Origin of the sequence: Priestia aryabhattai (assembly GCF_023715685.1) — a bacterium.
GTDB lineage: Bacteria > Bacillota > Bacilli > Bacillales > Bacillaceae_H > Priestia > Priestia aryabhattai_B.
Genome location: NZ_JAMBOQ010000001.1, coordinates 737,873 through 759,546, shown reverse-complemented (window position 1 = coordinate 759,546; position 21,674 = coordinate 737,873). Strand labels below are relative to the sequence as shown.

The following is a 21,674-nucleotide window of genomic DNA, read 5'->3' as shown; positions in this document are numbered from 1 at the left end:
ACACTAAGACTAGGAGGTTGAAAATACATGCAAAATGAACAAAGATTACTGCTAGTAGACGATGAAGATCGCATTAGACGATTGTTAAAAATGTACTTAGAAAAAGAAGGATACATCATTGAAGAAGCAGCCGATGGGCATGAAGCAATCGAAAAAGCGTTACACATAAATTATGATTTGATTGTATTAGATTTAATGATGCCTGGCATAGATGGTATTGAGGTTTGTAAACAAATTCGCGAGAAAAAAGCAACTCCTATTATCATGCTTACAGCTAAAGGGGAAGAAGTAAACAGAGTCCAAGGGTTTGAAGTAGGTACAGATGATTATATCGTTAAGCCGTTTAGCCCAAGAGAAGTAGTTCTTCGCGTAAAAGCACTGCTTCGACGTTCTTCTCAAACAACGTTTATTCAGCCAGAAACGAGCGTGAAAAATCTTATTGTCTTTGATCACTTAACGATTGATAATGATGCACATCGCGTTACAGCAGATGGAAAAGAAGTCAACTTAACTCCAAAAGAATATGAATTATTATGCTACCTTGCAAAAACGCCAGATAAAGTATATGACAGAGAGCAGTTGCTGCGTGAAGTATGGCATTATGATTTCTTTGGGGATCTTCGTACGGTAGACACGCACGTCAAGCGTTTGCGTGAAAAGTTAAATCGCGTATCGTCACAAGCGGCGAAAATGATTGTAACCGTTTGGGGAGTAGGGTATAAATTTGAGGTTGAAAATAACTGATGTTTTGGAGAAGTGTAGTTGGTAAACTATGGTTTACTATCCTATTGCTCGTCACGCTTGTTTTATTTATTTTGACCATTTTACTGCTTCAGTTTTTTGAAAATTATCATGTTGTAGATGCAGAAAACCGTTTAACTAAAACGGCTGCTAAAATCTCTACCATTGTGCAGGAAACGGACGATGAAAAACTAGGACTATCCATTGCTCGTGAACTTGCAGATCAAGCAAGCGTAGTTATTGTCCAAGATAAAGATTTTTATTGGCATTCCACACATCCTGATAAAGAAAATAAGAAAGCTATTTCGGCCATTGTTAAACAAAACGATCAGCTAAATCAAGTGGTTGAAAAAGGTAAAGTAGTACGGGAAAAAATGTACATGACCACAAAGAAAGATACGAGTGATGAGCCTTTAATGTTTGTTGTCGGTGTACCTTTAATGAAAGATAACAAACCGACAGGCGGCGTTTATTTGTATCAATCTCTTTCTGAAATTGAAGAACCCGCTCAATATACGACTAAGTTCATTTTATTAGCTGCAGGTATTGCTATTATTTTAACTACTATCTTTGCTTTTTTCTTATCCACACGAATTACAGCGCCTCTTAGAAAAATGAGGCAGGCGGCATTTGAAGTAACAAAAGGGAATTTTGATACAAAAGTACCTATTTTAACTCACGATGAAATTGGAGAGTTAGCGATTGCTTTTAATCAAATGGGCAGGCAGTTAAAGTTTAATCTCAATGCGCTCAATCAGGAAAAAGAACAGCTTTCAAGTATTTTAAGCAGTATGGCAGACGGTGTTATTACGTTTAGTAGAGACGGATCGATTTTAATTACCAATCCTCCAGCGGAACATTTTCTTCAGACTTGGTATTACGAGCAGGATGTCAACAATCAGCAGGTGCCTGAGCTTCCAGCAAACGTCGTGCATTTGTTTCAAACGGTAGTAGAGACTGAAACGGAACGAAGTGCAGAGTTGAAAATTCAAGGGAAAACGTGGGTTATTTTGATGTCACCGCTCTATAATCAAACGAAAATTCGCGGTGCTGTAGCTGTACTACGAGATATGTCTGAAGAGCGTAAACTTGATAAATCCAGAAAAGATTTTATTGCAAACGTGTCTCATGAATTGCGCACACCTATTTCTATGCTTCAAGGTTATAGTGAAGCTATCATTGACGATATTGCAAGTACGGATGAAGAAAAGAAAGAAATTGCACAGGTGATTTATGATGAATCACTGCGTATGGGCCGGCTTGTAAATGAACTTTTAGATTTGGCGCGAATGGAAGCGGGACATGTGCAGCTTCACTTAGAATCTGTAGCAATGGTTGAATTTACAGAACGTGTTTTGCGTAAGTTTCAAGGGTTAGCTAAAGAAAAACATATTAAACTGTCTCTTAATGGAAGAATAGAAGATGAATTTGAAGCGATGATTGATTCAGATCGAATGGAACAAGTGCTGACAAACTTAATTGATAATGCCATTCGTCATACGGATGACTACGGAGAAGTAAGGCTGCATCTTGATAAAAGTCAATCGGAAATCCATCTTTCTGTTCAAGATACAGGAGCAGGGATTCCAAAAGAAGATCTTCCATTTGTATTTGAACGATTTTATAAAGCGGATAAAGCCAGAACGAGAGGAAAGTCAGGAACTGGTCTTGGGCTTGCGATCGCTAAAAATATCGTGGAGGCACATCAAGGGATCATTGCGGTTGAAAGTGAATTAAATGAAGGAACAACTTTCTTTATCAAACTGCCAAAGTAAACACATGCTAAATAACAGTTTTTCTTCGGCTGAAATAATAAGAATAGCAAAGAGATGTGATTCAGTGGAGAATCACATCTCTTTATTTTTTTTTATAAAAAAGTCTAAAAGAGAAGGAATTGGCATATAGTATGTTTTGTGTGCAATGATCTACATAGGAGGTTCTTTCTTCATGATTGACGTATTAAGAAGAATATTAGTTGTATTAGTAATGGGATTGTGTATAGGTCTTTTATTTTTGGGCGGGCAAATGGTAAAAGCAGAGGAGAAGCAGTGGGAGTGGCCGGTTGAAGGAATCTTAACTGATATATTTGGTTCTCGTCACGCCAAACACTTTGGAATTGATATAGCAGCACCTGTTGGTACACAGGTGTATGCTGTTGCAAAAGGAGTGGTGAGCCGCTCTTATTATTCAAATACATATGGGCAAGTTGTTTTTATCAAACAAACGAATGGATACGAAACGGTCTATGCTCATCTAGAGGAACGTTTTGTTGCAGAAGGAAATCGTGTAGCCGCAGGTCAAAACATTGGACGAGTTGGCAATACAGGGCGATCTTCAGGTGCACATTTGCATTTTGAAGTTCATCAAGGAAATTGGAATCCGGATAAAACCAATGCAGTGAACCCACTTGCTAAATTGGACAAGCAAAAACTATCGGCATACGTAAAAAGCGATTTAGCTGCGACGGTTTTTCAGCAGTTACATCATGCTTCTGATAACTGTATTCTTATCCATCAAGGAGATACGTTATCTGAACTCGCAGTCAAATATGAAGTAGATATGGAGCAGCTAAGAAAGTGGAACCATTTAGAGAATACGATGTTAAATGCAGGACAAGTGTTAAAAATAAGTCCATAAAAAAAGAGCCGCTAAGGCTCTTTTTTTGAATGTCACAATTCAATACGCTGTATGGTCACAATCTCGCTTGTTTGTTTTAATGAAGTGATGACAGAATCATCTAAAAGTTTATCAAACGTGAGCATCATAATGGCTTCTCCGCCTTTTTGCTTACGGCCCACTTGCATGGTAGCAATGTTAATACGTAAATCTCCAAGTACTTTCCCTACGTTTCCAATAACTCCGGGCTGATCACTGTGGCGGATATAAAGAAGATGACCTTCTGGATAAAAATCAATATCAAATGAATCAATATTAACAATTCGAGGTCCATATCCTGCTATATAGGTGCCCGTAATGGTAAATGTACGCTGTTCGCCTGTTACTGTAACGTCAATCATATTGGAATATCCTTGCGTATCTTCTGATGTTTTTTCACCAAATGTAATTCCTCGTTCTTTGGCAATCATAGAAGCATTGACTTCATTAACAGGTGAGTCAATACGGTGAGTTAAAAAGCCTGATAACAAGCTCCGTGTAATATAAGTGGTTTCCAAATCCGTCACTGTACCTCCGTAGGAGATAGAGATATGCTGAACAGGTTCTCGCATGCATTGAGATAAAATAGCTCCCATTTGTTTGGTAAGGCTCGTAAACGGCTGAATTTTTTCAAAAATTTCTTTAGAAAGCGTTGGCAAATTAATGGATGAACTTACAGGATTACCTTCTAGAAAACGCAGAACGTCATGTGCCACGTCTTCAGCAACATTAAGCTGGGCTTCTTTTGTAGAAGCGCCCAAATGGGGAGTTGTAATAACTTGATCAAAATGTAACAAAGGGTTATCAAGCGGCGGTTCAACTTCAAATACGTCAATAGCTGCACCTTGAACATGGCCAATTTCTAAATAATGAACTAAGGCTTTTTCATCAATGATCCCGCCGCGTGCGCAGTTTAATAAAAACACCCCCTTTTTTGTTTTAGCTAATGTGTCATGATTGAGCAATCCTTTTGTTTCTTTAGTAAGCGGAGTGTGCACGGTAATTACATCCGCTGCTGCTAGTAATTCATCCAGGGATAATAGTTCTACGCCTAGCTTTTCAGCTCGGGAAGAGGTTAAAAAAGGATCGTAAACGTGAACGTTCATATTGAAGGCTTTTGCACGTTTGGCAAGCTCAGAGCCAATTCGTCCAAATCCGATAATGCCCAGGTGTTTGCGATTAAGCTCTGTTCCAACAAATGCTGAGCGGTTCCATTCGCGCGCTTTAACTGACGCATTTCCTTGAGGGATATGCCGAAACAAGCTAGCCATCATAGCAAATGTATGTTCCGCCGTTGAAATGGTATTTCCGTTCGGCGCGTTAATAACGACAACCCCTCGTTTGGTTGAGGCTTCAATATCAATATTATCGACACCTACTCCAGCGCGAGCAACAATTTTTAAATTCGGCATTTTTGCCAGCAAATCTTCTGTAACCGTCGTAGCACTCCGTACTAAAAGCGCATCGTACGTATGCAAATCATTCTCAACTTCTTCAACTTTTTTTCGCGTAAGATTCACCTGAGGAGCTTCGAGTAGTGGAGCAAGACCTTCATTGCTAATTGAATCAGCTACTAACACATTATACATGACGTGAACATCTCCCTTAGATTTTACTATCATCAAATATTTGATAATTTAACATGTTAAAAAAATTCTGTCAATTATATTTTTCAAACTTTACAATTAGTTATCAAATGCACAATCATAAACGTAAAATTGAAACTATAAATATGTCATGATGGCGTTAGTTATGCACTTATTTCTTAATTTTACATATAACAATAAAAGTGAAGTTTATAAAATACATCAATTTAATAGGAATTAAAAAACTTCTTTATTTACTTTTAATTCGAGATAACATATAATAAATTCATAATTAAATATTGGTCTATCTTCGGGGCAGGGTGAAATTCCCGACCGGCGGTAAAAAACAAATTGTTTTGAGCCCGCGAGCTTATATGTAATACATAGGAGCAGATTTGGTGAAATTCCAAAGCCGACAGTACAGTCTGGATGGGAGAAGGTGGAGGTTCAGCGTTCAAAACCTAATGTGATGAACGTTTATTAAATATGCCTGCCATATCTCCTCTCAACGAATCATTTGTTGGGAGGTTTTTGCGTGGGGATATAAAGTTGAACCTTTCTTCTTTGAAGAGTGGATCACAAAGAAGGAGAGAGGAAAGATGCAACAAAGTAAGAAAACTCAAAAGCTGGTTATACTAGGAATGTTAAGTAGTATTGCTTATATTTTAATGATGATTAACTTTCCAATTCCTGGATTACCTCCGTTTTTAACAATTGATTTTAGCGAAATTCCTGCACTAGTAGCAGCACTTGTATTTGGACCTATGGCTGCTGTTATAGTAGAAGGAATAAAAAATTTATTGAATTATTTAATTCAAGGAAGTGCTACAGGGGTTCCAGTTGGTCAAGTGGCAAACTTTGTGGCTGGTTTACTGTTCGTTCTTCCTGTGTCATACATGTTCCGTCGATTTAAAACAGCTAAAGGCGTAACAATAGGTTTGGTTACGGGTACGGTTGTAATGACGGTGCTCATGGCTGTCTTAAATTATTATGTCTTTTTACCTGCGTATACGATCTTCTTACAATCGCCAGAAATGTCTAGTGAGCAAGCACGTCAATATATTGTTGCAGGTATTTTGCCGTTTAACTTAATAAAAGGAGCAGCAACAGGGGTTATTTTTGTCTTATTGTTTTCAAAAATGAAGCAATGGATCACGCGTCGCGTTGCTGTTTAATTCAATCGCTCTCCCAAGGAGAGCGATTTTTATATATAAAAAAACCTGCAGCATGTACTACTACAGGTTTGCTTATTACTTATTCGAATTTATTAGCATCGCCTTCGAATTTTTCATCCGCTACGCGAATTGAATCCGTAGGGCAGCCTTCCATTGCATCCATCATATCATCTTCTAGATCTTCTGGAATTTCTACTACACCTTGGTTATCATCTAATGTTACGAATGCAATACCTTCATCATCATAATCATAAATGTCTGGTGCTGCTGCTCCGCAAGCGCCGCATGCGATGCAAGTATCTTTATCAACAATTGTATATTTTGGCATAACAAGACCTCCTGTAAAGTGTTCGAAAATTTCTCATTATATAATCTCTTCGCGAATCAAGAGTGAAATTTCTCCTTATTCATTGTAAAATGATTTATAAAACTTTTCAATAGAAAAGTCACTGAGAATGCTTATCAAATCAAGGCTTCTTCACTTATCCAAACGTTTTGATACATAAAGGAAAAAGCTAAAAAGCCTTTATCTCACATGCTATTGGTCACTTTTGGTACAATGAATGAGAAAGGAAGTTGACACCTTTGAATTATATTCAAGTTAGCATTTTATTTTGTATAAAACAGTTAAAAGGTGAGCGAACCGCCTATGGTATTTATCATTTATTAACAGGTAAAAAGTCAGCTCAAACCATTCAAGACGGGAAAATTTTTGGGATTTCTTTTCTTTTTCAGTCATTTCTTTACTTAGATAAACGGTCTTTTGAAACCTGCGTTGCATATTTAAAAGAACAGCAGTATATTGAAGAAACTGAAAATCAAAAGTATATGATGACAGATAAGGGAAGAGCACGGCTTGAAGATGAACTGACGGCTCGGCCTTTTCATCCAGCTTTGGACGGATGGAAATTCGCAAGCAGTACTCAATTATTTTTAGCAAGAATCACTTTGTTCATTCAGACCTTATCAAACCTACAGTATTTTCAAAAAGGGTTTTTACCCATTTCCAAAAATCCTGAGGTCATTCAATGGGTCAAAACGTATATTATGTCTCAAAAGCAAACGCGTCAAGAGTTAGCCGCCGAGCTATTCAAAGAGCTCCGAACGTGCTTGAAAGGTTGTACGGAGCGGGATGCGTCTCTTTTTGTTTTGCAACTGACTGGATACCAAAGAGTAGGCTTTACAAAAAATCAGTTAGCATATCAATATGAACTCGATGAGCATTATGTTCATATTCAACTTTTAGGGGTTATTCACTATATCATTGAAAAAGTGAGTAAAAATAATGAAAGCTTTCATGTGCTTTCTTCTTTTTTACATGATCTATATTTAGAATTGCCTTTGACGAGCTCGACGTTAAAAACGTATAGCTGGCTTCAAAAAGGCAAGACGCTTGAAGAAATTGCTTATATAAGGCGTTTAAAAGAAAGTACAATTGAAGATCATATTGCAGAATTAGCTCTGTTTGTTCCATCTTTTTCAATCGATGCATACGTATCGCCTAGGCAGCAGGAAGAAATTATCTCGGCTTTTGAAGGTTTGCATACAAATAAATTAAAGGTGATAAAGGAAGAAGTAAAAGACGACGTCACCTATTTTCAGATTCGTCTCGTATTAGCAAAACATTTTACCTGATACTAAAAAAAGTGGTGTTTGATGTGAAAATAGAACAACTTCTACAGAAACAATTTGGCTATAGCCAATTTCGACTAGGACAAAAAGAGATCATTCAAGATATTTTAACAGGTCATCATGTGTTAGCGGTTCTTCCTACAGGAACAGGAAAATCATTGTGCTATCAGCTCCCAGCTTATTTGTTGAACCGACCGGTGCTGATTGTATCGCCTTTAATTTCACTGATGGAAGATCAAGTTCAACAACTAAAGGCAAGCGGAGAAAAGCGAGTTATTGCCTTAAATAGTTTCCTACAACAAGAAGAAAAACGACGGGCGCTAAAAGATTTAGCTTTTTATCGTTTTATTTATGCATCTCCTGAAATTTTGCAAAATGCTGCTGTAGTAGAAGCATTAAAGCAGGCAAAGGTAGGCCTTTTCGTTGTGGACGAGGCGCACTGTATTTCTCAGTGGGGACATGATTTCCGTTTGGATTATCTTCAGTTAGGAGATATATGGAAGGAACTTGGCAGTCCGCTATGTCTGGCACTAACGGGAACTGCGACCAGGGAAGTAGTGGAAGATATTAAGCGCTACTTATCGCTGCCTGCTGTCAACGAGCACATCTATTCCATGAACCGAAGTAATATTGCGATGGAAGTTGATTTTGTTGCAAGTATTGAAGAGAAAAAAGAGAAATTACTGATGTACGTTAGTGAACTGCAAAGTCCGGGAATTATCTATTGTTCCAGCCGCTCTTGGACAGAAGCATTAACACAGCTTCTAAAGGAAAATGGGATACAGCGAGTGCAGTATTACCACGGCGGAATGGAACCGAATGAAAGAATGCTTGTTCAACAGCAATTTTTAGAAAATCAGCTTGATATCATTTGTTGCACAAGTGCATTTGGAATGGGGGTTAACAAATCGAATGTTCGCTTTGTTATTCATTTTCATACACCTACGCAGCTAGAAGCATACGTACAGGAAATTGGAAGAAGCGGACGCGATCAGCGAAACAGTATTGCGATCTTGCTTTATGCTGAAGGGGACGATAATTTTGCTCATTCTTTGCTTGAAATTGAGCTTCCTTCTTCAGATATCATCTTATACTGCTTGTCGTATTTACGAAATCATGATCAGGCCATTCCTTTAAAACAAGTAGAGTCTTATTTTCTTTATACAGTGGGTATTCAAGAAACACATTGGCGATTTATTCGTTATTATTTACACAGAGAAAATGTAGTGAAAAATGACCATGTTGAACCCTGGAAAATTCCTGAATCGCTGCATGAAACGATTGTTGCAGCTGTAAATAAACGTCTCCGAAACAAACATGACAAGTATCGTGCGATGAAGAGATTTATTGAGACAAAAGAATGTCGTCGTCAGGTGCTGCTTGGTTATTTCAATGAGCTGGGAAGATCAGAGCTTCAGAATTGTTGCGATTGCTGCGGCTTGGATTTAGAAGGCTATAAAAAAACAAATGGTGAGCAAGAGCAATGGACATTTCAAGGCTGGGAATTAGAATTAGCTCGTTTGCTTCGTCAAGGAGAGATATAATGGCAAAATCACAGCAAGAGCTTATTTCATCCATGACAGATGCAGAGCTGGTTAAAAATTTATATGTAACACAGCTGCTCATCTGCTTCATTGCTGTAGGCATCGGTTTTTTTACATTCGATTCATGGAATTCCTTTTTGCAGTTTTTTCAGCTGGATTGGTCTTCTATTTTATTGTACGGGGGAGGAATGGCTCTCTTGGTAGTAGGAGGAGATACGCTTCTAATGAAATATGTACCTGAGCATTTATACGATGACGGAGGAATCAATGAACGTTTATTTGCTAATCGTTCTATTCTTCATCTAGCCCTTATTTGCCTAATCGTTGCATGTTCAGAAGAAATATTATTTCGAGGGGTTATACAAGTTCAGTTTGGCCTGTTTTGGGCGAGTATCATATTTGCACTCGTTCACATTCGATATTTGAAAAAGTGGTTTCTTTTTATTTCGGTTGTGGTTTTAAGCTTTTTAATAGGGTTACTTTTTTGGTGGACTGAAAATTTGTATGTCACTATTTTTACTCATTTTCTCATTGATTTTTTATTAGGCCTACAGATACGAAAGTCAAAAGGGAAATCTGCACAGCCAGAAGAAATAATGCAGTAAAAGTGAAGGGAACAGCCATTATTTTCAGTGCTACCCACATAATCTTTTATGTTCACTCATATGTTGTACTAGCATATGAGGGGGGTGGAATGATGAAAAACAAGGTGATAGACTTTGAAAGCGACGAGCCACTTCAATATATATTAGCGAGCGTTATTAAAAGAAAAGAAGCGGTTAATAAGCTGAGAGCTAAAGAGAAAAAATGGAAGCTTTTGTTTTTAGCCAGTGTAACGGCTGTCATTAGCTACTTTTTTTTCATTTTTCAAAGCGGTTTTTTTAGTACATTTAGCGAATTTTTTTCCTTTTTGTTAGGCAGCATAGGGCATTTGATGTTTTTATTGCTTACCGTCTCACTTTATTTTTATACTGTACAGCTGCAGAAAAAAAGCGAGAAAGCAGAAAAGACTTTTCAAGATTTGCGCTGTGAGATTATTAAAAGAAGCAAAGAGCTATGGGCGACGCCTGAAACATGGGAGCACCGAAAAGAAACGTTCCGCTGGATGCAGTCAACTTATGGAATTAATTTATATCATGAAAATAAATAGAATCGCATGAAAAAGCCTCTTTTTACATAGAAGTTTAGTGAAGGGGGTTTTTTTGTGAGGGATTGGTTTAACTTGCTGGCTGCGTGGTTATGCAGTTATTATATCAGCAGTTTAACGGCTGTAGGCTCAAAAGCTTCGTTAACATATTTACTTATTCGAATGATTTTACATCCGTTAGATGTGTTTGGTATTATAATCTTATTTTTCACCGCTCTTTTTTGTCTGTCGGCGGCAGTTCGTAAAGTGTTTCTGCAAAGTCGGTTGTTTCTAAAAGGCTATAAGGTAAAATGGCATGAATATCTTGTTTCATGTCTGTGTGTGATAGGAATTTTATCGTTAAGTACAATTGCGCTTTATCAAGTAGTAGGTTTGTTAACAATTGCGACAATTTATGCCCTTTCTTCTTTAACAGAAACACACCGTGTATAAAATGAAAAGAAGGAGAATATATGGTTATTCTTTTAATTATTTTAGCGTTAGGCATAGGCTTGCTGATTTTTATGTTTTCAGAAGCCCATCGTACGTATGTAGAAGAAAGAACGATTCATTTATCAACATTTCCCGAAAATCAGCAGCCTTTGCGCCTGTTTTTTATATCGGATATACATAAGCGAACAATTTCGTCGAAGCTGTTGAAAAAAATACCTGGTGAAGTAGATTTTGTGATCATAGGCGGTGATTTACTGGAAGGGGGAGTGCCTTTATTGCGTGCTCGTCAAAATATTCAAAAGCTTAAAACGCTAGGACCCGTCTATTTTGTATGGGGAAATAATGATTACGAAGTAAGTCAAATGCAATTGAAGCAGATGCTTAAAGATGAAGGAGTCATTGCCCTTAAAAACGAGCATGTTTTTGCAGTTTCTCAACATGGTACTACATGCAATTTTGTGGGAGTAGATGATTTATCAGAAGGTCAGGTGAATCTAAAGAGAGCTGTTTCTTCAATTGAACCTGAACAGCTTACCATTCTTCTAAGCCACAACCCTGATATTATCTATTATGTAGATGAAGAATCAAAAGTAGATTTAATTTTGAGCGGACATACACACGGAGGACAGATACGCTTATTTAATTTTGGTATGTATGAATTAGGAGGGCTGAAGGAGAAAAAACAGGTTCCTCTTTTTGTCAGTAACGGATATGGTACAACCTCCTTGCCTCTCCGTTTACAAGCTCGTGCACAGACGCATTATATCACTTTAAAAAGGAAAGAATAGCCTTGAACAAACTCTTTACATAGCATATACAAATTTTACACACAGGATAACTTATCCTATAATTCAATTAATAGATACAGTTCACGAAGAGTAGTTGGAGGTTACGTATGGCTCACGAAGGGAAGTATAATATTAAAGCCATCTCAAATATGGTCGGAATCCAGCCGGGAACTTTGCGCGCATGGGAACGACGCTATCAAATTTTAAATCCTGTCCGCAATGAATCGGGGCATCGGTTATATACAGAGGAAGATTTGCGGAAATTAAAATGGCTCACGGAAAAAGTGAGCGGAGGTTTTACTATTAGTCAAGCGGTTTCGTTAATAGAAACGGAAAGTAGTACAGTAGGATCGTTTGAAGAAGAAGGAGAAGTAGATTCCCCTCAAAAAATTAGGGATGAGCTGTTAACTATGCTTTTATCTTTTGAAGAAGGAAAAGCACAGGATTTAATTAATCATGCTTTTAGCCTGTATTCGGTAGAAAAAGTGGTTATTGATATTTTGGGTTCTCTACTCGTGACGGTTGGGGATATGTGGGGAAAAGGGCAAATTACAAGTGCTCATGAGCATTATACGACTCAAGTATTAAAAACACGTATCAGCATGATTTTTTATTCGCTGCCTTCAAATGGCTTGTTGCCTAAAACGATTACTGTATGCGGGCCTAATGAGACACATGAAGTGGGACTCCTAGTCTTTACGCTATTTTTACGCCGTAAAGGGTTTGAGGTTATTTATTTAGGAAGCAGCATTGAAGATAAAGATGTTGAGTTAATTGTTAAAGAAGTAGACCCAACGTTTTTATTTATGTCATGCACAATGATGGAAAATGCCGAGAAAACACTAAATTTGACGAACCAAATGATAAAGAAATTCCCGCATCTTAAAGTAGGATTAGGCGGTTATGTATTTGATGGTTTAGATAGCAAAAGAAAAGGCGAGGCCCAGCCGTTTATTTTAGGAAATACAAAAGAAGAGTGGAACAGCTGGCTAACAAAAAAATTAGCAGAAATTGATTGAGAATAGCTTGTCTTTCCTATCATAAACCTGTAAACTCGTAAGTAAATATCACGAACCGTTTTCCAAAAAATACATATACTGCATTATCGAACCATGTGGTTATGAGTGCAAGCGGGGAGGGACGCTAATGAGGCTTGAACGATTAAACTATAATAAGCTAAAAGTTTTTTTGACCTACGATGATTTAAAAGAAAGAGGGTTAACAAAAGAAGACCTATGGACAGATACATTCAAAGTAAAACAGCTCTTTCGTGAGATGATAGAGCAAGCTTCTCAAGAACTGAACTTTGAACCCACAAATTCTCTTTCGGTAGAAGTTTTTTCACTTCAAGCACAGGGAATGGTTGTATTTGTGACAAAGCAGTATGAAGAAGAAACCAGCTATGGTGAGTTCGATGAAGACGAGTTCGAGGACTTCATTGAAATGCAGGTCATGCTAGATGAAAGCGAAGACATGTTTTTTGAGTTTGATTCATTTGAAGATATCATTCAGCTGACCAAACGCATGTCAAACTTTTACGATACGGATAGTGTGCTCTATTCATTCGAAAAACGTTTTTACGTGCTGTTAGATTATCACATGCTGTCACCAGCTGAAGTTGGGAATATGATTGCGGTTTTGGCGGAGTATGGAAATCCCTCTACAATTACAAAGCACCGCGTAAATGAATATGGGAAAATGTTAGTAGAAAAGAGAGCTTTGGAGTATATTAACTCTATCTTTTCTTAACTGTTTAATTAAAATAATTACACCCGTGAAGGATAAAGCACTTTTATTAAAATAAGAGTGGCTGCACTTTCAGCTTGTACAAAGTTGTTGAAAGTGCTCTTTATCACCGGGTGTTTTTTATTTTTTAAGACGATTAAAGCATACTAGAAAAGAGGCAGACTTAAAACATTGTAGCATAACTTGTAAAGTTAATGGAAGCGTTTTCTTGGGAGAGCACAAAAAATACTAAAAGTTCGATATTTTCCTTTGCAATGTAAAACTAAGGGTGTATACTATGTCATGAAAGAAGCACCATTCAATTAAAAACGAATAATTTTCGATACATTTTAGGAGGTTTACAGATGGTAGCCGACAAGATGCAAGACAGTAAAAATAGTCAAGAAGAAAAGCATGATGTTTTAAAATCTACACAAACAGTGATACATAAAGCGTTAGAAAAACTAGGCTATCCTGATGAAGTGTATGAACTATTAAAAGAGCCATTACGAATGATGACAGTAAAAATTCCTGTTCGTATGGATGACGGATCAGTTAAGATTTTTACAGGTCACCGAGCGCAGCATAACGATGCAGTTGGTCCTACGAAAGGTGGAATTCGTTTTCACCCAAACGTAACTGAAAAAGAAGTAAAAGCTCTATCTATATGGATGAGTTTAAAATGTGGAATCGTTGACCTTCCTTACGGTGGAGGAAAAGGTGGAATTGTTTGTGATCCTCGAAATATGTCTTTTGGAGAATTAGAACGTTTAAGCCGCGGATATGTTCGGGCGATTAGCCAAATTGTTGGACCAACAAAGGATATTCCAGCGCCGGATGTGTTTACAAATTCACAAATTATGGCTTGGATGATGGATGAATACAGCCGTATTGATGAATTTAATTCACCGGGCTTTATTACTGGAAAGCCACTTGTCTTAGGTGGTTCGCATGGCCGTGAAACAGCGACTGCAAAAGGAGTAACTATTTGTATTCGTGAAGCAGCGAAAAAACGAGGCATTGAATTACAAGGTGCACGGGTAGTAGTACAAGGGTTTGGAAATGCAGGAAGCTTTTTAGCTAAGTTCATGCACGATGCTGGCGCTAAAATTGTAGGGATATCCGATGCATACGGAGCGCTGCATGATCCTAATGGTTTAGACATTGATTATTTATTAGATCGACGTGATAGCTTTGGCACAGTAACGAAATTATTCAATAATACAATTAGCAACAAAGAACTGCTGGAACTTGACTGTGACATCCTAGTCCCAGCTGCGATTGAAAATCAAATTACAGAAGAAAATGCCCATAACATTCAAGCGAATATTGTTGTAGAAGCAGCAAATGGACCAACAACTCTTGAAGCAACGCGCATCTTGTCAGAGAGAGGAATTTTATTAGTTCCAGACGTTTTGGCAAGTGCTGGCGGTGTAACAGTATCTTATTTTGAATGGGTGCAAAATAATCAAGGTTATTATTGGACGGAAGAAGAAGTAGAAGAAAAGCTTGAAAAAGTAATGGTTAAATCATTTAATAACATCTATGAAACCTCTACAACTCGAAAAGTCGACATGCGTCTAGCTGCTTATATGATAGGCGTAAGAAAAATGGCAGAAGGCTCTCGTTTCAGAGGCTGGATTTAAAAACAGAACAGCAGAACAATTGCGTAAATAGAAAAAATCTCCTATCATTAATGAGGAGATTTTTTTGTTTTACACTGCGTTAAAATAGAAAAAAGGTGCGTTTACAACTGAAGGAGTGACAGGCATGAAGAAAGAAAAAGTAATTATTGTTGGCGGAGGACCATGCGGCCTTTCAGCAGCTATTGAGCTTCAACATACAGGTATTGATGCCCTTGTAATTGAAAAAGGGAATATCGTGAATGCAATTTATAACTATCCGACACACCAAACGTTTTTTAGTTCCAGTGAAAAACTAGAAATTGGGGATGTCCCTTTCATTACAGAAAATCGTAAGCCTGTGCGCAATCAAGCTCTCGCTTACTACCGAGAAGTGGTGAAGCGCAAGCAAGTTCGAATTCAGCCGTTTGAACGTGTCTTGCAAGTAGACAAACAAGCGAAAAATCAATTTATTGTCACAACATCTAAAGAGACATACGAAGCGGAGAATGTCATTATAGCTACGGGCTATTACGATCATCCTAATTACATGAATGTTCCTGGTGAGGATTTATCAAAGGTATTTCATTATTTCAAAGAAGCTCATCCGTACTTTGATAAAGATGTAGTCGTCATAGGCGGAAAAAACTCTAGCGTCGATGCAGCTCTAGAATTAGTGAAATGTGATGCAAGGGTGACGGTTATTTATCGTGGCTCAGATTACTCCCCTAGCGTAAAACCTTGGATATTGCCTGAATTTGAAGCGCTGGTGCGAAATGGAACGATTCAGATGCATTTTAATGCTCATGTAACAAAGATAACCGATGAAACGGTAACATATGAGCAGGCAGGGAAAGAATCTACGATTAGTAACGATTTCGTTTTTGCTATGACGGGCTATCACCCTGATCACTCGTTTTTAACAAAAATGGGGGTGGAATTAGATGATGAAACAGGCCGCCCTTCTTTTAACGAAGAGACGATGGAAACAAACGTGGAAGGAATTTATATCGCCGGTGTGATTGCTGCAGGAAATAATGCTAATGAAATCTTTATTGAAAATGGACGGTTTCATGGAAAATCAATAGCTTCTCATATTATCAACAAAAACAACGCATAGGCTTCTATGCGTTGTTTTACTAATGATTAAATAGCTGCTGCAATTCATCATGATTCGTTGTTACTTGTAGAGCAACTAACAGTTTAATGCGTGCTTTAGGACCATTGAGGCCATTTGAAAAAATAACGCCCATCTCTTTTAACTGCTTGCCACCGCCTTCATATCCATATACATCTTGAGCAATTCCATTAAAACAGCGAGAAACGAGCACGATGGGTATCTTTCGCTGTAAAAGCAATTGAATTCCCGGAAGTGTAAGGGGAGGGAGATTTCCTTGGCCAAGGGCTTCAATTACAAGTCCATCAACATTCATTGAAGCCGCTGCCTGAAATAACTGATCGTCCATTCCTGCATAAGCTTTTAATAAAGTGATTTGTTTATCTATCTGATTGACAGGATAAAATTCGTGTTCTGTAGGCATGTGGTGAAAAGATACGCCGCGTTTTGTGATTAATCCTATTGGACCGTACTGAGGGCTTTGAAATGTTGCCACGTTGCTTGTGTGGGTCTTAGTCACATTTTCTGCTGTATGAATTTCATCGTTCATCACAACTAAGACGCCTTTTCCTTTTGTACCGTCACTAATAGCTACCCGAACCGCAGATATAAAATTATAAGGACCGTCTGAACCAATCTCATTGCTTGATCTCATGGCTCCAGTTAAGACAATTGGAATATCTGTATGCACTGTTAAATCTAAAAAATAAGCGGTTTCTTCCAGCGTGTCCGTACCGTGGGTTAACACGACTGCATCAATTTTGCCCTCATTAATTTTATCGCGTATTTTTTTTGAAAGTATAAGCATTTCATTAGGAGTAATGTGAGGAGAAGGCAGATGAAATGCTTCTTCTACGATTACATTGGCCATACCTGAAACAGATGATGTTGAGCGGTGAAGCGGATTTTGAATATCTGGTGTTACCGATCCAGTTGCCATGTCTTCTTTCATAGAGATTGTGCCGCCGGTGTGAAGAATATAAACAGTTTTCATAGAGAGCTCCTTTCAATTTTTCATATAAGTATGATACATTTTTTGGTATACTTGTTTAAGGTCTTTGTTAGGCTTTGTAAATCGACAGCAAGTTATGTGAGCATTTACATATAAAGATAAGGACATTATAGACGGAGATTTTCATCCTAAAGATAACATGTTACTATTAAAAAAAATAGAGGAGATGAGGCGCTATTTATGTTGGCGATTGTATCTGCAGGCATTGCGCCAGGATTGGCATTGTTAAGTTTTTTTTATTTGAAAGATGAATACGAAACTGAGCCGATTTCAATGGTATTAAAAACATTTATTTTTGGAGCCATGCTTGTTTTGCCAATTATGTTTATTCAATATGTATTTGGTGAAGAACACGTTTTTCAATCACCTTTTCTTGAAGCATTTTTTACGACAAGCTTTTTAGAAGAATTTTTCAAATGGTTCATTTTATATTTCACGATTTATCAGCATGTGGAATTTGATGAGCATTATGATGGAATTGTTTACGGGGCAGCTGTTTCATTAGGTTTTGCTACCGTTGAAAATATTTTATATTTATTTGCAAATGGTTTAGAATCAGCGCTAGGAAGAGCCTTTTTACCCGTATCTAGTCATGCTTTATTCGGTGTTATTATGGGGTATTATTTAGGGAAAGCAAAGTTTTCTGAAGGAAAAGAAAAAACGAAGTGGACGCTGTATTCCGTATTTGCGCCGCTCATTTTACATGGAACATATGATTATATTTTAAAAACAATGGATCATTGGGTATTTATTATTATTCCATTCATGATTTATTTATGGTGGCTGGCGTTAAGAAAAGTAAAAAAGGCCAAACAGCCATCGATTGTCTAGGCTCAGCTTGTAAATCTTTTTTGAAAGATTTACGAGCTGAGTTTTTTTCATTTCGGTAAATTTTGCGCATCTTGTATAAAAAAACAACCTTTACAAAAAATACTCCTATCATCTTATCAGTTACATACGATGTAGGAGGTTTTGTCATGTTATCATTTCGATGTTTTAAAAAATATGCATGTCTCATATGCATATGTTCATTTATTGCAGCATCCGTTGTGAGTCCAAAGGCCGCTCACGCGTTTTCAAATCAAGTCATTCAACACGGAGCAGTTGGAGATGACGTTATTGAGCTGCAGTCGAGACTTCAGTATTTAGGTTATTATAATGGGAAAATTGACGGTGTATTTGGATGGAGCACATACTGGGCACTGCGAAATTTCCAATATGAATTTGGCATTAAAAAGATTGACGGTTTAGCAGGCTGGCAAACAAAGATTAAATTAGCCAATGCAACAAAATATCACGAAAACTATGTGAAGAATCAAATTAGAAAAGGGAGTAAGTTTACGCATTATGGCGGTCAGCCTCTTGATCAACAGTCTAAAGGAAACGGTAGTAGTGGAAAAAGCAGCGGGAACAATGGTCAGCAAAAAGCACAAAACGGATCTTCTCAAGCAAAAAAACCTGCCAGTCAACCGCAGCGTAATACTTCTAAAGGAAGTTCTGAACAACAGAAAGAAAAAGTACAAAAGCCAACAGCTGTGAACGTACCGAGCGGTTTTTCACAAAATGATATTCAGCTCATGGCGAATGCCGTACATGGTGAAGCACGGGGTGAACCATATAATGGCCAAGTAGCCGTAGCGGCCGTTATTTTAAACAGAGTTAACAGTCCATCATTTCCAAATACAGTTGCTGGGGTTATTTTTGAACCGCGTGCATTTACTGCCGTAGCAGATGGGCAAATTTGGCTTGAGCCTAATCCGACATCTAAAAAAGCGGTTATGGATGCTATTAACGGATGGGATCCTACTGGGAATGCTATTTATTACTTTAATCCGGATACAGCAACAAGCGCATGGATTTGGTCACGTCCTCAAATTAAGCAAATCGGGAAACACATTTTCTGTCGATAAAGAGAGGTGAAGGAAACATGATTCGAACAATTTTAATTGTATTATTAGCTATTGGTGTTGTAGGTGTAGGGTATTGGGGGTACAGTGAACATCAAGAGAAAGATGCTGTGCTGCTTCAAGCAGAGAATACGTATCAACGAGCATTTCATGATTTGTCATATCAACTAGATTTATTAAATGATAAAATCGGTGGCACGCTCGCCATGAGTTCGAGAGATCAGCTTTCGCCCGCGCTTGCAGAGGTATGGCGTTTAACTTCTGAAGCTCATAACAATGTAGGACAACTGCCTTTATCGCTTTTACCGTTCAATAAAACAGAAGAGTTTCTTTCAGATGTTGGTGACTTTACGTATAAAGTGGCAGTAAGGGATTTAAGCAAATCACCTTTAACAGATAAAGAGTATAAAACGTTAAATTCGCTTTATGATCAGTCAGGCGAAATTCAAAATGAAATGCGCCAAGTACAGCATTTAGTCATTGATAATAACTTGCGCTGGATGGATGTTGAGCTAGCCCTAGCTACAAAAGAAAAGCAAGGGGACAATACGATTATTGACGGATTAAAAACCGTTGAAAAAAGTATGGATTCTTTTGCCGAAACAGATTTAGGCGTTATGAATGCAACGAATGAACAGGAAAAAAATGCTTTTCACCAATTAAAAGGTAGAGAAGTTAGTGAAGATGTTGCAAAACAAGTGGCGCGCTCGTTTTTAGATTTAAAAGGAAATGAAAAAATTCATATTGTAAAGAGCGGAAAAGATGCCGATTATGAGGTTTACAGCTTAACTATTACAGATCCAAAGACTAAACAAGAGACGTATATGGATATTACACAAAAAGGTGGATATCCGCTTTGGGTGCTCGAAGATCGAGATATTAAAAAACAAAATATTAGTTTAAACGATGCTATGAACAAAGCGAATAAGTTTTTAAAAGATCATCGTTTTGAAAGTCTAGTGATGGCTGAAAGCGCTCAATACGATAATATGGGAGTCTTTACATTCGTAGAGCAAACGGAAAGTGGAGTTCGGATTTATCCGGATTCAGTTAAAATGAAAATGTCCTTAGAAGATGGATCTGTTATTGGGTTCTCAGCTAAAGACTTCTTATTAAAACATCGTACAAGAGATATTCCAAAACCTAAAATTTCGAAAGAACAGGCGAAAACCAAGCTGAACTCGAATGTAAAAGTGATGGAAGACCGCTTAGCAATTATTACGAATGATTTAAACGAAGAAGTGCTATGCTATGAGTTTTTAGGGACAATAAAAAATGATACGTATCGTATTTTCATCAATGCCGATACGGGGTTTGAAGAAAAAGTCGAAAAACTGCAAAACTCAGAACCTTTATATAATGAAGTATAAAGTTGATAAAAACCGGTGTCTATAGACACCGTTTTTTTTAGATTGAACAAGTTTTTTGAGTCTAAATAACTAATTTTTATTTACAAAATAAACATATTTGACTTTGTTTAAATAAAGGGAAAAAGTGTATATAGTGAAACTGAAGGAGAGAGCAGATGATAAAGGTGGGAATGAGGTTGACGTTAGAGAGCGAGCACAGAGATTCTACATTACAACAAACATATCGATGTAAGGTAGTTGAGTTTACGGAAGACGTGATTTATATTAGATATCCGCTAAATGAAGAAACGCCGCGAAGTACTTTTTACTAAAAGGTACAAAATTGCTTGCTACGTTTATTGGATATGATCAAAATGTATATACCTTTCCAACTGAAGTAACAGGGCGTGAAATAAAAGGCATGCCTGTTGTGAAGCTCTTTTACCCGAGCGATAAAAAGTTAAAATCCATTCAAAGAAGAAATTTTTTCCGTGTGCCGCTTACAGTGAAGGCGGTGATAGGAAGTGAACAAGAACAGCAGGAAGTAATGGAAATCATGACTAAAAACATCAGTGCAGGTGGAATAGCCGGCTTATTCCATCACTCGTTGCTTTTTAATGAGAAAGATTCGGTTGTTGTACGATTAAGTCTTCCTAATAGTGAGGGTACTTTGCAGCATCTTGAATTAAAAGGGGAAGTTGTACGAATTACCGCCTCGACTTCTTGTAAAGTAGGTCAGCTATCTATTAAATTTATTGATATGGAAAAACAAACGAAAGAAATGATGATTCGTTATACATTAAAGCGTCAGCTCGACCTAAGGAGAAAAGGTCTTCTTTAGCGTATAAAAAAAACTTCTCTTTCCTAAACTGTAAGCAAAGGTATCACTTCTTACAAAAGGAGAAAAAAGATGAATCGGATAGAGCGGATTTTAATTAAATTAGTGGTTATTCAATTTGTGTTTTTAATAATTGCCCAATGTATTTTACTATCTAGTAGTCACAGTACATATTTCTCAAAGGTTATTCAGTATGAGGGAGTTAGCAAAAATAATTTTAATAAAATTATTGAAACATTCGACCAGTAGTCGGACGTATGGTAGAATAACTAGGAAAGAAACATGCAGTGAACACCAGGCAGGAGAAGACCCCCTGCTCTTTTTTTCGTTTATAAACGTTTCATATAAAATGGCTCATTGTATAAAAGATGAAAGTGGTTTGTTCCTGTTTTGAAATTAAGGGA

At 37.5% G+C, this 21,674-nt stretch carries 23 protein-coding genes and 1 riboswitch; of the genes, 20 read left to right on the top strand and 3 right to left on the bottom strand.

The window, feature by feature from the left end; genetic code table 11:
• The first annotated feature begins 27 nt into the window (after positions 1–27).
• The 3 genes from M3225_RS03885 (at position 28) to M3225_RS03875 (ending at position 3,378) form a co-directional block, all read left to right on the top strand.
• On the top strand, positions 28–744 hold the full coding sequence (locus tag M3225_RS03885) for a response regulator transcription factor (protein ID WP_251391242.1): 717 nt from the start codon (positions 28–30) through the stop codon (positions 742–744).
• Entirely contained in the window at positions 744–2,516 is a 1,773-nt protein-coding gene (locus M3225_RS03880; RefSeq protein ID WP_251391241.1) for an ATP-binding protein, read from the top strand. The genes M3225_RS03885 and M3225_RS03880 overlap by 1 nt, the downstream gene beginning before the upstream one ends.
• Before the next feature lie 172 nt (positions 2,517–2,688).
• The gene (locus M3225_RS03875) at positions 2,689–3,378 is read left to right on the top strand and encodes a peptidoglycan DD-metalloendopeptidase family protein (protein ID WP_251391240.1); all 690 of its coding nucleotides are present in this window, start codon (positions 2,689–2,691) and stop codon (positions 3,376–3,378) included.
• Between the two features lie 32 nt (positions 3,379–3,410).
• On the opposite strand, the gene serA is transcribed toward M3225_RS03875, so the two are convergent.
• Positions 3,411–4,985 carry a phosphoglycerate dehydrogenase gene (serA, locus tag M3225_RS03870; RefSeq protein WP_251391239.1) on the bottom strand — a complete coding sequence of 525 codons (1,575 nt, stop codon included), beginning with the start codon at positions 4,983–4,985 and terminating at the stop codon, positions 3,411–3,413.
• Between the two features lie 299 nt (positions 4,986–5,284).
• Positions 5,285–5,427, top strand: a riboswitch (FMN riboswitch).
• Positions 5,428–5,581: 154 nt separating this feature from the next.
• On the opposite strand from serA, the gene M3225_RS03865 reads away from it, so the two are divergent.
• Entirely contained in the window at positions 5,582–6,157 is a 576-nt protein-coding gene (locus M3225_RS03865) for an ECF transporter S component (RefSeq protein WP_028411530.1), read from the top strand.
• A gap of 79 nt (positions 6,158–6,236) precedes the next feature.
• On the opposite strand, the gene M3225_RS03860 is transcribed toward M3225_RS03865, so the two are convergent.
• Positions 6,237–6,485, bottom strand: coding sequence for a ferredoxin (locus M3225_RS03860; RefSeq protein ID WP_013059046.1), 249 nt, complete (start codon positions 6,483–6,485; stop codon positions 6,237–6,239).
• A 257-nt stretch (positions 6,486–6,742) separates the two neighbouring features.
• On the opposite strand from M3225_RS03860, the gene M3225_RS03855 reads away from it, so the two are divergent.
• The 10 genes from M3225_RS03855 to M3225_RS03810 all read left to right on the top strand — a co-directional run bounded on the left by M3225_RS03855 (position 6,743) and on the right by M3225_RS03810 (position 16,167).
• Positions 6,743–7,792, top strand: coding sequence for a helix-turn-helix domain-containing protein (locus M3225_RS03855; protein WP_251391238.1), 1,050 nt, complete (start codon positions 6,743–6,745; stop codon positions 7,790–7,792).
• Between the two features lie 23 nt (positions 7,793–7,815).
• Entirely contained in the window at positions 7,816–9,333 is a 1,518-nt protein-coding gene (locus tag M3225_RS03850; RefSeq protein ID WP_251391236.1) for a RecQ family ATP-dependent DNA helicase, read from the top strand.
• Complete coding sequence (locus M3225_RS03845) at positions 9,333–9,938, top strand: CPBP family intramembrane glutamic endopeptidase (protein ID WP_251391234.1); 606 nt, start codon at positions 9,333–9,335, stop codon at positions 9,936–9,938. Before M3225_RS03850 ends, M3225_RS03845 begins: the two co-directional genes overlap by 1 nt.
• Before the next feature lie 92 nt (positions 9,939–10,030).
• Complete coding sequence (locus tag M3225_RS03840) at positions 10,031–10,483, top strand: DUF2663 family protein (protein WP_251391232.1); 453 nt, start codon at positions 10,031–10,033, stop codon at positions 10,481–10,483.
• Positions 10,484–10,537: 54 nt separating this feature from the next.
• Complete coding sequence (locus M3225_RS03835; protein ID WP_251391230.1) at positions 10,538–10,912, top strand: hypothetical protein; 375 nt, start codon at positions 10,538–10,540, stop codon at positions 10,910–10,912.
• Positions 10,913–10,932: 20 nt separating this feature from the next.
• Positions 10,933–11,700, top strand: coding sequence for a metallophosphoesterase (locus M3225_RS03830; protein ID WP_251391227.1), 768 nt, complete (start codon positions 10,933–10,935; stop codon positions 11,698–11,700).
• Positions 11,701–11,807: 107 nt separating this feature from the next.
• Positions 11,808–12,719: a MerR family transcriptional regulator gene (locus M3225_RS03825; RefSeq protein WP_251391226.1), complete on the top strand. Its 912-nt coding sequence runs from the start codon at positions 11,808–11,810 to the stop codon at positions 12,717–12,719.
• 127 nt (positions 12,720–12,846) lie between these two features.
• A complete protein-coding gene (locus tag M3225_RS03820; RefSeq protein WP_251391225.1) occupies positions 12,847–13,449 on the top strand; it encodes a genetic competence negative regulator in 603 nt (200 codons plus the stop codon).
• 356 nt (positions 13,450–13,805) lie between these two features.
• Positions 13,806–15,071 (top strand): Glu/Leu/Phe/Val family dehydrogenase, encoded by a 1,266-nt coding sequence (locus M3225_RS03815; protein WP_373921271.1) that lies wholly within the window; start codon positions 13,806–13,808, stop codon positions 15,069–15,071.
• Between the two features lie 124 nt (positions 15,072–15,195).
• A complete protein-coding gene (locus M3225_RS03810) occupies positions 15,196–16,167 on the top strand; it encodes a YpdA family putative bacillithiol disulfide reductase (RefSeq protein WP_251391224.1) in 972 nt (323 codons plus the stop codon).
• Between the two features lie 19 nt (positions 16,168–16,186).
• Here the strand turns inward: M3225_RS03810 and M3225_RS03805 are convergent, their stop codons facing one another.
• The gene (locus M3225_RS03805) at positions 16,187–17,158 is read right to left on the bottom strand and encodes an asparaginase (RefSeq protein WP_251391223.1); all 972 of its coding nucleotides are present in this window, start codon (positions 17,156–17,158) and stop codon (positions 16,187–16,189) included.
• A 198-nt stretch (positions 17,159–17,356) separates the two neighbouring features.
• On the opposite strand from M3225_RS03805, the gene prsW reads away from it, so the two are divergent.
• From prsW to M3225_RS03775, 6 genes are all read left to right on the top strand, one after another.
• Positions 17,357–18,007 (top strand): glutamic-type intramembrane protease PrsW, encoded by a 651-nt coding sequence (prsW, locus tag M3225_RS03800; RefSeq protein WP_116073497.1) that lies wholly within the window; start codon positions 17,357–17,359, stop codon positions 18,005–18,007.
• A gap of 146 nt (positions 18,008–18,153) precedes the next feature.
• The gene (sleB, locus tag M3225_RS03795) at positions 18,154–19,086 is read left to right on the top strand and encodes a spore cortex-lytic enzyme (RefSeq protein ID WP_251391222.1); all 933 of its coding nucleotides are present in this window, start codon (positions 18,154–18,156) and stop codon (positions 19,084–19,086) included.
• Between the two features lie 17 nt (positions 19,087–19,103).
• Positions 19,104–20,453, top strand: a complete 1,350-nt coding sequence (ypeB, locus tag M3225_RS03790; protein WP_251391221.1) for a germination protein YpeB — start codon at positions 19,104–19,106, stop codon at positions 20,451–20,453.
• 155 nt (positions 20,454–20,608) lie between these two features.
• Positions 20,609–20,764 (top strand): flagellar brake domain-containing protein, encoded by a 156-nt coding sequence (locus M3225_RS03785; RefSeq protein WP_251391219.1) that lies wholly within the window; start codon positions 20,609–20,611, stop codon positions 20,762–20,764.
• Between the two features lie 11 nt (positions 20,765–20,775).
• A complete protein-coding gene (locus M3225_RS03780) occupies positions 20,776–21,273 on the top strand; it encodes a flagellar brake protein (RefSeq protein WP_251391217.1) in 498 nt (165 codons plus the stop codon).
• Positions 21,274–21,342: 69 nt separating this feature from the next.
• A complete protein-coding gene (locus M3225_RS03775) occupies positions 21,343–21,519 on the top strand; it encodes a YpfB family protein (RefSeq protein ID WP_013059030.1) in 177 nt (58 codons plus the stop codon).
• Positions 21,520–21,674: the final 155 nt, after the last annotated feature.